Below are 11,844 nucleotides of genomic sequence, written 5' to 3'. Positions count from 1 at the left end.
ATCATGTTGTCGACTTGCCTGCCCTTGCCGACCCGCAAGCGGAATGAGGAGTGCGTGACGCCGCAGTATTCACTGTGCTTGTACTTGAAGGTGAACTACGAAGAACTATTGCGGCAACTGACCATCCGGCTGCGCTGCCGCGACCGCGCAGCCGATGCCCTGCACGATACCTGGCTGCGCCTGCACGGCAGCCGGGAGATCGGGCCAGTGGCCAACCCGCGCCAGTATCTGTTGCGCATGGCCAGTAATCTGGCTATTGATGAATGGCGTGCTGAATCAGGCAGGGGCACGCTGGTGCCCTTGGACGAACTGGAGGAGCACCAGCAGGTTTCCCCCATGCCTGGTCCGGAGTCCAGTCTGATCGGCCGGTCCTTGCTGTCAGTCCTGATCTACGCCATTGAGCTGCTGCCCCGCCAACGCCGCGCCATCTTTCTGGCGGCCCGCCTGGAAGAGCAAAGCCTGAGCGTGGTGGCCGAGCGCTTCGGCGTCACTACCAGCAAAGCTCGCAACGAACTGCGCCGGGCAGAGGCGCATTGCGAACAGGCGTTGCTGGGAAACTGGACGGAACTGCGGCAGGGGCGCAATACCTGTGTGAAACCACCACCGACCATGAGTGCCGGGTTCGGGTGGATGGCGGAGCCGGTGGGGTTTTGAGAGTGGCCCTTGTTCAGGGCCTCTTTGGGTGCATATCGAGATTCTCGATAATCTTGCTTTATCGGTATTGTCGATACGAGGATGGGAGCGGATTAGCTTCTCGTGCCAGCTAATGTGGCCTTGTGCTGTGTTGATAGATTTCAGCAGAGCAGAAAAACAAAAAGCCCAGTCGTTTGACTGGGCTTTTTGTTTGAATTCTTGGTGGCCTGGGGCGGAATCGAACCACCGACACAAGGATTTTCAATCCTCTGCTCTACCGACTGAGCTACCAGGCCAACGTGTACTGCTCGGTAAAAATAGAACTATACCACGTTTTTTGATTTGTGCGCATAGTACAACAAAAATTTTATGCATCTTTTCGACTTCAAATTTGCCGTACCCCTAGGAGGGTGCCCTTTTCAGAGAAAAGTGGGCTGCATAAAGGAGTGCAATTGTAATCACAAAAAGGCAATTCAAGTAACATTTTTGGCAAAACCCCTGCTTGCGGCGTAAAATCACTTAAATTTCATGCGTTTTGCGTTTGCAAAATTGCCTGTCTTGGTCTTTTCAGGGCTATAGCCTGTACTGCTCATGTCTGTAGATGTTCTAACCTTCGGTCTGAATCATGTGTCCGCGCCGGTTGCCGTGCGCGAGCGCGTTGCGTTTCCGATCGATGTGTTAAAGCCTGCGCTTGATACCTTGCGTGCCACTTTTGGTACCGGTGTACGTGAAGCAGCCATCCTGTCTACCTGTAATCGCACCGAGATCTACTGTGCCGCCGAGCCTCATGTGGCCGAACGTCTGCCCGAATGGATGGCGGACTTCAACAGCCTGCGCTCTGCCGAACTGACCCCTCATTTATATCGCTACAACCAGAACGAGGCCGTGCGCCATGCGTTCCGTGTTGCCAGCGGTCTGGACTCCATGGTCTTGGGCGAGCCCCAGATTCTGGGTCAGATGAAAGATGCCGTGCGTGCCGCCAACGAGGCCGGTTCGCTAGGCACTTTGCTGCATCAATTGTTCCAGCGCACCTTCTCGGTGGCCAAGGAAGTCCGTACGCAAACTGCTATTGGCGCCCATTCGGTGTCCATGGCGGCGGCGGCCGTTCGTTTGGCCGAGCGCGTGTTTGGTGATCTTAGTCAGGCCAAAGTGCTGTTTATTGGCGCTGGCGAAATGATCGAGCTGTGCGCCACACACTTTGCTGCGGTGAACCCCTGTAGCATCGTGGTCGCCAACCGTACTCAGGAGCGCGCTGAAAGTCTGGCGTCCCGCTTTATGGCCAGCACCATGAAGCTGGCCGATGTGCCCGAGCGTCTGGCTGATTTCGATGTGGTGGTGTCCTGTACGGCCAGCACTTTGCCCATTCTGGGTCTGGGCATGGTGGAGCGAGCCGTGCGTTCGCGTCGTCACCGCCCTGTGGTCATGGTCGATCTGGCTGTGCCACGCGATATTGAAACCGAAGTAGGCCGTCTGGACGACGTGTATCTGTACACCGTCGATGATCTGGGCCGCTTTGTACAACGGGGTGCCGATGCCCGTCAGGCCGCTGTAGTTCAGGCCGAAGCCATTATTGACACCCAGGTGCAGCACTACATGCACTGGCTTAGCACCCGTGCGATTGTGCCGGCCATTCTGGATGTGCAGCAGTCGGTCGAAAAAGTACGTCAGCACGAGCTGGAACGCGCCCGTCGCATGTTGGCCCGTGGTGATGATCCGGCAGAAGTCATTGAAATGCTGGCGCATGGCCTGACTCAAAAGTACATGCACGGCCCTATGGCTGAATTGACGCGCAGCGAAGGTTCCGAGCGCGAGCAATTGCTGAACCTGCTGCCTCGTCTGTTGCCCTCGACCACCCGTCGACGTTAGCGTTTGGGCTGTTTGTCTGTTCACCGACTCTCCTGCGGTGCAGCCCGATCGCTTTGAACTGCGCCCAGACCCTCTGATTTTCCCTTTAGGCTGTTCCCTATGAAAGACTCTATGCGCAGTCGGCTTGAGCAATTGGCTCGCCGTCTGCATGAAGTTGATGCCTTGCTTGCCGAGCCTGAGATTGCCGGCAATATGGATGAATTTCGCAAACTGTCGCGCGAGCGTGCCGAGCTGGACCCTGTCGTTACGGCTTTTAAGACCTATGAAGCGGCCGAGGGCGATTTGCAGGCGGCGCAGGACATGATGTCCGACCCCGAATTGAAGGAAATGGGCGAGGAAGAATACAAGCTGGGCAAAGAGCGTATCGTTCAACTGGAAGACGAGCTGCAAATTCTGCTCTTGCCCCGCGATCCGGACGATACCCGCAACGTATTCATTGAAATCCGTGCCGGTGCCGGTGGCGATGAAAGTGCTCTGTTTGCCGGGGATTTGCTGCGCATGTACATGCGTTACGCCGAGAACTGCGGCTGGCGCACGGAAGTCATGTCTGCCAGCGATTCGGAAGTGGGTGGCTACAAAGAAGTCATCGTGCGTATCGAGGGCCAGGATGTGTATGGTCGCCTGAAGTTCGAATCCGGTGCGCACCGTGTGCAGCGCGTGCCCGAAACCGAAGCCCAGGGCCGCATTCATACCTCTACGTGTACGGTAGCCGTCTTGCCTGAAGCCGAAGGCCTGGCTGAAATCACTATCAACCCCGCTGATTTGCGCGTGGACACCTTCCGTGCCAGTGGTGCCGGTGGTCAGCACGTGAACAAGACGGACTCTGCTGTGCGCTTGACTCACTTGCCTACGGGTTTGGTGGTGGAGTGTCAGGATGACCGTTCCCAGCACCGTAACCGCGAAAAAGCCTTGCAGGTGCTGGCCGCTCGTCTGAAAGACAAGCAGCAGCGTGAGCAATCCGACAAAGAAGCTGCCGAGCGTAAAAGCCTGGTTGGTACGGGTGACCGCTCCGAGCGCATTCGCACCTACAACTTCCCGCAAGGCCGCATGACGGATCACCGCATCAACCTGACTTTGTACAAGCTGGGCTACATCATGGATGGCGATCTGGACGAACTGATCAAGGCCTTGCTGTCCGAACATCAGGCCGGTTTGCTGGCTGATCTGGCACAGGCGTGAGCATGAGCTTATCCGGTGAGCAGGCCGCGCCCCAAACGGCCACGCCTGCCGATTTTCCCCGCACCTTGCGAGCCTTGCAGCCGCTAAGCCCTTTGCCGCGCCTGGAGCGTGACATGCTTTGGATGCAGGTGCTGGGCGTTGGTCGCTCCTGGCTGATTGCGCACGACACGGACGAGTTGCCGCTGGACAAGATCCGAGCCTATCAGGCTCTGGAGGCCCGCCGCGTGGCGGGTGAGCCCATGGCTTATATCGTCGGCGTGCGCGAGTTCATGGGCCATGAGTTTCTGGTGTCGCCCTCGGTGCTGATTCCACGCCCCGATACCGAAACCCTGGTCGAGCGCGCGCTGGAGCGCGTGCAGAACATTCCATCTCCCCGCATTCTGGATATGGGCTGTGGCAGCGGCGCCATTGCGGTTTCACTGGCGCTGGCACGTCCTGATGCTCATGTGGTCGCCAGTGATATCAGCACGCTGGTATTGGCGCAAGCGGGCTTAAATGCTCAGCGTTTGTGTGGGAAAGTCGAGTTTTGCCTGGGGAGTTGGTACGATGCCGTGGCAGGCCAGGAACCTTTTGACCTGATCGTGTCCAACCCTCCATACATTGCAGTGGATGACGAACATCTGGCGCAGGGCGATGTGCGGTTCGAGCCGCGTCAGGCACTGACAGATGGCTCTGACGGCTTGACGGATTTGCGTACAATAGTTCAGGGAGCCGGGCCGTATCTACGCCCGGGTGCTAGTCTTCTCATGGAGCACGGCTGGGATCAGGCCGACCATGTGCAAAATATGCTGCGGCAGGCAGGGTTCAAACAGGTCATCAGTTACGAGGATCTGGCAGGAATCCGGCGGGTCACAGGTGGACAGTGTTAATTCTTTTCTTAAGAGAACATCATGAGTGAAGTTCAAGATTTCATCCGCGAAACCGTAACGGAAAACCCAGTTGTGCTGTTTATGAAGGGCACAGCTCAAGCTCCTCAGTGCGGTTTCTCCGCACGCACCGTGCAGATTCTGCGCGCTGTTGGCCTGAGCCAAGTGGTTGTGGTCAACGTGCTGGACGACGCCGAAGTGCGTCAGGGCATCAAGGATTTCTCCAGCTGGCCCACCATCCCTCAGCTGTACATCAAGGGCGAATTCGTCGGCGGTTCGGATATCGTGTCTGAAATGTACGAAAACGGCGAACTGGAAACCATGCTGCGCGAGGCTGGGGCTCTGGAGTGAGCACCAAGCGACGCCTGGTCATAGGTATGACCGGGGCCACCGGGGCGGTCTACACCGTGCGTCTGCTGCAAGTGCTGCAGTCCTGTCCGGATGTGGAAACCCATTTGGTGATCTCGCCTTCCGGGGTGCTGAACATCAAATATGAGCTGGATATCGGCAGGCACGAGATCCAGGCTTTGGCTGATCAGGTGCACAGCTTCCGCGATGTGGGTGCAACCTTGGCCAGTGGCAGTTTTCCTACCGCCGGCATGGTGATTGTGCCCTGTTCGATGCGTACCCTGGCCGCTGTGGCGCATGGTCTGTCCGATAACCTGATTACCCGGGCGGCCGACGTTACCTTGAAGGAGCGTCGTCGTCTGGTGATGATGGTGCGTGAAACGCCATTCAATCTGGCGCATTTGCGTAATATGACAGCCGTGACGGAAATGGGCGGGATTATCTTCCCGCCTATGCCCGCGTTTTACCTGCGTCCCAAAAGCATCGACGATATTGTCGATCACACGGTGATGCGGGTGCTGGAACTGTTTGATATTCAGGTGCCCGGTGAACGCTGGGATGGTTCGCAAAAGCCGAGCTAAGGCCTGATAGCCATTCGGTGGGGGCAAAAAAGCCCCGATATAAATCACCAGTATCTGGAATAAGACCCAGGTTTTGAAGATTTATATCGGGGCTTTTTGTTGCCTGCGTGTCGCGTGTCTTCCGGCGGCTAGCCTCAGGCTAAGCCGCGTGCCAGGTTTATTGGCCGGAGCGCCTTTTGCTCATGAACACAATCTGCTGTTCACCAGAAGCGGCAGGCTGAGCTGGCGTGAAGGCATCCTGACGCACGCCCGGAGTGGCCTCGTCGCTGTCTTCCTCAAAGCCTGCAGCCAGCAAGCTCTCGGGCAGGTGATCATCAAAATAATCCTGATCAAAGCCCTTGTCGCCTTCCGGGTCTGCCTGTCCTGTCACCTTCAGATCTGCAAAGTTATGCAGCTTGGGGTCCATCAGGTGCGAAGGCACCACGCGGGTCAGGGCGCCAAACACGTTCCAGGAACGGTGCGGGAATTTCTTGTCCCAGTCCGCAATCATGCGGTTGATTTCCTGGCGCTTCAGGTTTTCCTGCGAGCCGCACAAGTTACAGGGGATGATGGGGAATTCTTTGAGCTTGGCGTAGGCGATCAGATCCTTCTCGGGCACGTAGGCCAGAGGGCGGATCACAATATGTTCGCCGTTATCCGACATCAGCTTGGGCGGCATGCCTTTCATGCGGCCGCCGTAAAACAGATTCAGGAAGAAGGTGGCCAGAATGTCGTCACGGTGGTGGCCTAGGGCGATCTTGGTGGCTCCCAGCTCCTTGGCGACACGGTACAGGATCCCGCGGCGCAGGCGCGAGCACAGCGAACACATGGTTTTGCCTTCGGCAATCACGCGCGTCACTACCGAGTACGTGTCCTGAGTTTCGATGTGATAGGGCACACCCAGCTTTTCCAGATACTCGGGCAGGATATGGTCAGGGAAACCGGGCTGCTTCTGGTCCAGGTTCACGGCCACAATGTCGAACTTGATTGGCGCGCGCTTTTGCAATGTCATCAGCACGTCCAGCAGGCCGTAGGAGTCCTTGCCGCCGGACAGGCAGACCATGATCTTGTCGCCTTCCTCGATCATGTTGAAGTCCCCGATAGCGCGGCCCACTTCACGCATGATGCGTTTGCTCAGCTTGTTGTCGTTGACGCGCTGCTTGCGTTCAGCCTTGCTGGCAAACACGGGAGTATCGGTTTCGGAAGTGGGTAGGGTGCTGGTGTCTTGGGACATAAGGAAAAGCGGATAGAAGTGTCATCGTGGCCCCGGCAGGAAGCGGGGCGGGGCTTTAGCGGCTGCGTTCGATCTCGATGCCGACGGCATCACAGTCGGCAAAGGCCTCGGGCTTGCTGGCCCGGATTTTAACGCGTTCCACGGTCGGGAAATCATTCTGGATGCGATCAGCCAGGCGTTCCACCAGCGTTTCCAGCAGATTGGTGTGCTCGGTGGTGCTGACTTCAATCAGCGCCTCGCGCAGCTGGCGGTAGTCCAGCACGGTACCAATATCGCTGTCTTCTACGTCTTGCGTAATGGTGGTGTCGAATTCGGCATCAATATGCAGGGGCTGGCGGTGAACCAGCTCGTGGTCCAGCATGCCGATAGAGGCTTGCACCACCAGATTGTTGATAAATATACGGCGTGTCGTCATGGCAAAAACAAAGTATCAGGCCCGCCGGGTATGGCGGGCCTGTGAAGTCAATCAGGACTGGCGGCTCAGGACGCATTCGTCCAAGGCAGGGCGCGCCAGTTGCAGCGTGAAGCAGTGTAGTTCATCGCGGCGGAAGGCGTGGACCTGAACGGTTTGACCCGGCTCGTAAGCGGCCAGCAGACGCTCCAGGCTGGCCGTGTCGCTGACACGCAAGCCGTCAATCGCGACCAGGGCGTCACCTGCAGACAGGCCGGCTTGATGCGCTGCACCATCAGTGAAGACGGTAGCCAGCTGGCATTGGCCTGCGCTTTGGCGCAAGCGGGCGTTCAGGCTGGGCAGCTTGGAGGAGGCTTGCCATTCCAGCTTCAAGCCTTGCTCGGCCAGCCAGGGTTTCAAGGGCAGGTCTTCGCAGCCTTCAACGTAGCGGGCAATGAAATCTGTGGCGTCGTAGCCGGTGGCTTCCAGAATCAGGGCAGGCATGGCGTCTTCAGGAATGCCTTGTGGCTTGCCTTGATAGAAGTCGCGGCCATAGCGTTCCCACATCAGCAGCATCACATCATCCAGGCCCTTGGCTTGCTGGGTGTGGCTGCGAATGCACAGGTCCAGGCCCAGGGCAATCAGGGCGCCCTTGCTGTAATAGCTGACCAGTGCGTTGGGGGAGTTTTCGTCCTGCTTGTAGTAGCGCGTCCAGGCATCAAAAGAGCTTTGTGCGGCGGACTGCTTGAAGCGGCCTGGGCCACGCTCAACGGCATTGATGTTCTTGGCCAGCAACTTCAGGTAGTCGGCTTCGCTCAGCACGCCCGAGCGCAGCAGCATCAAATCGTCGTAGTACGACGTGAAGCCTTCAAATACCCACAGTAGGCGGGTATGGTTCTCGCGGCTCAGGTCATACGGAGCAAAAGCGGCAGGCTTGATGCGCTTGACGTTCCAGGTGTGGAAGTACTCATGGCTGACCAGACCCAAAAAGGTTTGGTAGCCCGCGCTTTTCACCGACTTGTCCTGGCCCTGGGTGGGCAGATCACGGCGCGACGCCATCAGGGCTGTCGAGGCGCGATGCTCCAGACCGCCGTAACCGTCATCGGTCACCATGGTCATGAATATATAGCGCGAGCTGCCATCCAGGAAGGGTGCGCGGCGGGTTTCAGGCTCAAAAAAGGCGATTTGTTCGGCGCAGATTTTCTCTACATCACGGGCGATGCGCGGCAAATCCAGATTGGGGATGACGCCGGTAAAGACCAGCTCGTGTTCAGCACCATGGGCAAAGAAACTGATGACCTGGGGCGTGCCCATTTCAATAGGGTGGTCGATCAGTTCGTCGTAATTGCTGGCACGGTACAGGCCAAAACCATAGCGATCGGCCGCGCCCGGCATGCCAGTGGCTTCGGGCAGGCTGGTGTAGACCTGCCAATCTTCCATGTCCTCGTTGGACACCAGTTCCAGCAGGCAAGGCTGTTCGGTCTGTCCTTCAACGGCCAGCAGGGCGGTGGTGCCATTAAAGAAAGCGTGAGTCTGATCAATATGTGCACCGCGTACGGACAGGTCCCAGGCATAGACCTGGTATTGCACGTTCAAGGGGCCCTCGCAGGGCTCGCACTGCCAGCGGTGATTGTCCAGCTTGCGGATGGAAACCGGCTTTTCGCCAGAGAAGGCAGCTATGCTTTCGATCTGACGCGAGAAGTCGCGGATCAGGTAGCTGCCAGGAATCCAGGCCGGAAGGCTCAAAATCTGGCCATCTGTTTGGGGGGAAGTGATCTGTATCTGGACAGTCAGGCGGTGGCCGGCGAGATCTGTCGGCTCGGCACGGTAAAGTACGGGTGTAGGTTCCATTCCCCTATTCTATTTAATTTTTCTGGGAGTCAGCATGAACGAACCCTTAGTCAAAGCAGAGGTGCATGGTCGTGTTGCTTTATTGACATTAAATCGGCCCAAGGCTTTGAATGCGCTCAATAACGAGCTGATCGCCGAGTTGTATGCCCTGTTAAAGAAATACGATGCCGACAACGAAATCGGTTGTATCGTGCTGACCGGTAACGAAAAAGCCTTTGCGGCTGGTGCCGACATCGGCGCCATGAAAGACTGGAATTACCACGATGTCAGCTCCCAGGACTATCTGGGTGGCCAGTGGGAAGAACTGCGCCGTTTCCGCAAACCCATCATTGCCGCCGTTGCTGGCTACGCCCTGGGTGGTGGCTGCGAACTGGCCATGCTGTGTGACTTCATCATTGCCGCTGACTCCGCCCGTTTCGGTCAGCCAGAAATCAAGCTGGGCGTAATTCCCGGTTTCGGTGGTACGCAGCGTCTGCCCCGTGCCGTGGGCAAGGCCAAGGCCATGGATCTGATCCTGACTTCGCGCATGATGAATGCCGAAGAGGCCGAGCGCTCCGGTCTGGTGTCACGCGTGGTGCCTGCCGACAAATTGCTTGAAGAAGCACTGGAAGCTGCAACGGTTATTTCCAGCATGTCCTTGCCTTCGGTCCTGATGGCCAAGGAATGCGTGAACCGTGCTTTTGAGTCGTCGCTGGAAGAAGGTTTGCTGTTCGAACGCCGCAACTTCCATGGCTTGTTTGCCACTGACGACCAGAAGGAAGGCATGCGTGCCTTCGTCGAGAAGCGTAAGCCCGAGTTCAAGCACCGCTAAGTTTCTCAATCGCTGATAAAACAGGGGGTGTGTTGTAAAATTGCTGCACTGCAATGTTACAAAATAAGCTTACCCCTTGATGCCATTGAGATTGCGTATATCAGCCTTGCATTAAGTATCAAACAAGCAAGGCTGAATTTGCTTACAACAAAAAAAAGACGCTATACTTTATGGGTTTGACGACACCGGCTTTTGAAAGGGGCCGATAATATTGCGCGGATGGATTGGCTCAGGCCTTTGCAGTACATCCACCCACACAACGTTATCTGATTGTTTCCTACTATGAATCAGCCGATTTATCAGCAGACAGGCACCACAGCCAAGGTGCAGGCAGCAGGGGACAAAGCACCATTTCCTGAACCCGTAGTACTTACGCCCGAGCAACGTAGCCGCATGGCTCGCCGGGCAGGGCAAGGAATTGTGCGCACACTTGTTGCCCAGGCCTTTATGGGGCTGGTGGCAATTGGCCTGTCGGCATGGATTTCCGGCGCATATGCAGCAGCCTCGGCACTTATCGGTGCGGCTGCTTATTTTGTGCCTAACGCATTGTTCGCATTGCGTCTTTTGCTGGGTTTGATGGGCGGCGGCAACGCCGGAGCGCTTTCCTTCTTCTGGGGGGAGGCATTCAAACTCGGTTTTGCGGTATTGACACTGGCAACGGCTGCCATGGCAAACACGGGCTGGTTGGTTTGGCCTGCCTTGCTCTTTGGCCTGCTATGTGTCTTGAAGGGATATGTGCTGCTGCTGTTTTTCCGCAAGCTGCCATAACGAATTTTTGTTTCACGGGCTTGTCCCATAACGTATACATCACAGGGTAAATACAGATGGCTGCTGCTAGTGATATTTCGCCTCAGTCAGGGTACATCCAGCATCACTTGGTTCACTTGAACAACTTGGGTGAAAAACAGGATGTTCTGGCCAACTTCGGTGTCATTAACTACGACTCCATGTTCTGGTCCCTGCTGATGGGTCTGGTTGTGGTTTTCTTTCTGTGGCGCGCCGCTTCGGCCGCAACAGCCGGCGTACCAGGCCGCTTGCAGTCTTTTGTAGAAATGCTGGTCGATTGGGTTGAAGACCAGGCCAAATCCATTGTTCCCAACGCTGAGTCCCGGAAATTTGTCTCGCCCCTGGCGCTGACCGTGTTCCTGTGGATCATCATGATGAACGTGCTGGACTTGCTGCCCGTTGATGGCCTGGGCTGGATCTTCATTCAGACCGGTCTGGCCGCCGAACATGGCGACCCTCTGTACTACCACCGTATTTTGCCAACCGCTGACCTGAACGTGCCAATGGGCATGTCCATGGGCGTGCTGCTGCTGATGTTCTACTACGGCATCAAGATCAAGCACCCAGGCGGCTTCGTCAAAGAGCTGTTTACTGCACCGTTCACCGCGACTGGCCTGATGGCTGTTGTGCTCGCACCTTTCAACTTCTTGCTGAACTGCATCGAATACGCGGCCAAGTCTGTGTCTTTGGGCATGCGGTTGTTCGGCAATATGTTTGCTGGTGAACTGGTTTTCATGTTGATCGCTCTGTTGGGTGGCGCATGGACAGGGTTTAATGGCGCCAGCCTGGGACTGGGTATCGGTCACATTCTGGCCGGTTCTGTGTGGGCAATCTTCCACATTCTGATTGTGTTGCTCCAGGCGTTCATCTTCATGATGCTCACCCTTGTCTATATTGGACAAGCACACGAAGGCCATTAATCCGATTCCGACTGGACAATGGTGTCTGGTTGGGGGGAGCAGGCTTAGCCTGCTAACGCTTTGATTTTTTTGAATTACACCTGATTTTTAACCAAGGAGTTGTCATGACCAACGTAGCTCTCGTTGCTCTTGCTTGCGGTATCATCATCGGTCTGGGCGCTTTTGGCGCTTGCATTGGTATCGCCCTGATGGGTGGTAAATATCTGGAAGCATCGGCTCGTCAGCCTGAACTGATGAACGCTCTGCAAACCAAGATGTTCCTGTTGGCCGGTCTGATCGATGCTGCTTTCCTGATCGGTGTCGGTATCGCCATGTTGTTTGCATTCGCCAACCCATTCGTTGGGTAATAAGGCGAGTCCGTTGCCGCTTTTGGCAGACGGGCAGGCAGTCGTCGTTAGC

The 11,844-nt window shown here is 56.5% G+C and carries 13 protein-coding genes and 1 tRNA gene; 10 read left to right on the top strand and 4 right to left on the bottom strand.

Features of this window, described 5'->3' with window-relative positions:
• Window positions 1-3 precede the first annotated feature (3 nt).
• Window positions 4-654, top strand: a complete 651-nt coding sequence (locus DUD43_RS16985; RefSeq protein ID WP_153231199.1) for an RNA polymerase sigma factor — start codon at window positions 4-6, stop codon at window positions 652-654.
• 199 nt (window positions 655-853) lie between these two features.
• Here DUD43_RS16985 and DUD43_RS16980 read toward each other — a convergent pair.
• A tRNA-Phe gene (locus tag DUD43_RS16980) sits at window positions 854-929 on the bottom strand.
• A 295-nt stretch (window positions 930-1,224) separates the two neighbouring features.
• Here DUD43_RS16980 and hemA point away from each other — a divergent pair.
• The 5 genes from hemA to DUD43_RS16955 all read left to right on the top strand — a co-directional run bounded on the left by hemA (window position 1,225) and on the right by DUD43_RS16955 (window position 5,473).
• A complete protein-coding gene (gene hemA, locus DUD43_RS16975; protein WP_153231198.1) occupies window positions 1,225-2,499 on the top strand; it encodes a glutamyl-tRNA reductase in 1,275 nt (424 codons plus the stop codon).
• A 99-nt stretch (window positions 2,500-2,598) separates the two neighbouring features.
• Window positions 2,599-3,678, top strand: a complete 1,080-nt coding sequence (gene prfA, locus DUD43_RS16970; protein ID WP_153231197.1) for a peptide chain release factor 1 — start codon at window positions 2,599-2,601, stop codon at window positions 3,676-3,678.
• A gap of 2 nt (window positions 3,679-3,680) precedes the next feature.
• On the top strand, window positions 3,681-4,547 hold the full coding sequence (gene prmC, locus DUD43_RS16965) for a peptide chain release factor N(5)-glutamine methyltransferase (RefSeq protein ID WP_153231196.1): 867 nt from the start codon (window positions 3,681-3,683) through the stop codon (window positions 4,545-4,547).
• 21 nt (window positions 4,548-4,568) lie between these two features.
• Window positions 4,569-4,895, top strand: a complete 327-nt coding sequence (gene grxD / locus DUD43_RS16960) for a Grx4 family monothiol glutaredoxin (RefSeq protein WP_094197909.1) — start codon at window positions 4,569-4,571, stop codon at window positions 4,893-4,895.
• Complete coding sequence (locus DUD43_RS16955; RefSeq protein ID WP_080748002.1) at window positions 4,892-5,473, top strand: UbiX family flavin prenyltransferase; 582 nt, start codon at window positions 4,892-4,894, stop codon at window positions 5,471-5,473. Before grxD ends, DUD43_RS16955 begins: the two co-directional genes overlap by 4 nt.
• A gap of 157 nt (window positions 5,474-5,630) precedes the next feature.
• Here the strand turns inward: DUD43_RS16955 and ttcA are convergent, their stop codons facing one another.
• The 3 genes from ttcA to DUD43_RS16940 are packed head-to-tail and all read right to left on the bottom strand — an operon-like array spanning window position 5,631 to window position 8,928.
• Window positions 5,631-6,686 carry a tRNA 2-thiocytidine(32) synthetase TtcA gene (ttcA, locus tag DUD43_RS16950; protein WP_153231195.1) on the bottom strand — a complete coding sequence of 352 codons (1,056 nt, stop codon included), beginning with the start codon at window positions 6,684-6,686 and terminating at the stop codon, window positions 5,631-5,633.
• 55 nt (window positions 6,687-6,741) lie between these two features.
• Window positions 6,742-7,101, bottom strand: a complete 360-nt coding sequence (gene folB / locus DUD43_RS16945) for a dihydroneopterin aldolase (protein ID WP_086061608.1) — start codon at window positions 7,099-7,101, stop codon at window positions 6,742-6,744.
• 51 nt (window positions 7,102-7,152) lie between these two features.
• Complete coding sequence (locus DUD43_RS16940) at window positions 7,153-8,928, bottom strand: M61 family metallopeptidase (protein WP_153231194.1); 1,776 nt, start codon at window positions 8,926-8,928, stop codon at window positions 7,153-7,155.
• 34 nt (window positions 8,929-8,962) lie between these two features.
• On the opposite strand from DUD43_RS16940, the gene DUD43_RS16935 reads away from it, so the two are divergent.
• The 4 genes from DUD43_RS16935 to atpE all read left to right on the top strand — a co-directional run bounded on the left by DUD43_RS16935 (window position 8,963) and on the right by atpE (window position 11,792).
• A complete protein-coding gene (locus DUD43_RS16935) occupies window positions 8,963-9,739 on the top strand; it encodes an enoyl-CoA hydratase (RefSeq protein ID WP_153231193.1) in 777 nt (258 codons plus the stop codon).
• A gap of 282 nt (window positions 9,740-10,021) precedes the next feature.
• Entirely contained in the window at window positions 10,022-10,507 is a 486-nt protein-coding gene (locus DUD43_RS16930; protein WP_228125830.1) for an ATP synthase subunit I, read from the top strand.
• 56 nt (window positions 10,508-10,563) lie between these two features.
• On the top strand, window positions 10,564-11,445 hold the full coding sequence (gene atpB, locus DUD43_RS16925) for a F0F1 ATP synthase subunit A (RefSeq protein WP_035270224.1): 882 nt from the start codon (window positions 10,564-10,566) through the stop codon (window positions 11,443-11,445).
• A 104-nt stretch (window positions 11,446-11,549) separates the two neighbouring features.
• Window positions 11,550-11,792, top strand: a complete 243-nt coding sequence (atpE, locus tag DUD43_RS16920) for a F0F1 ATP synthase subunit C (RefSeq protein ID WP_009464117.1) — start codon at window positions 11,550-11,552, stop codon at window positions 11,790-11,792.
• Window positions 11,793-11,844: the final 52 nt, after the last annotated feature.

Source organism: Alcaligenes faecalis, from assembly GCF_009497775.1.
Classification (GTDB): domain Bacteria; phylum Pseudomonadota; class Gammaproteobacteria; order Burkholderiales; family Burkholderiaceae_B; genus Alcaligenes; species Alcaligenes faecalis_D.
Note: the sequence above shows the minus strand (reverse complement) of the source record. Positions and strands in the feature narration are given on the sequence as shown.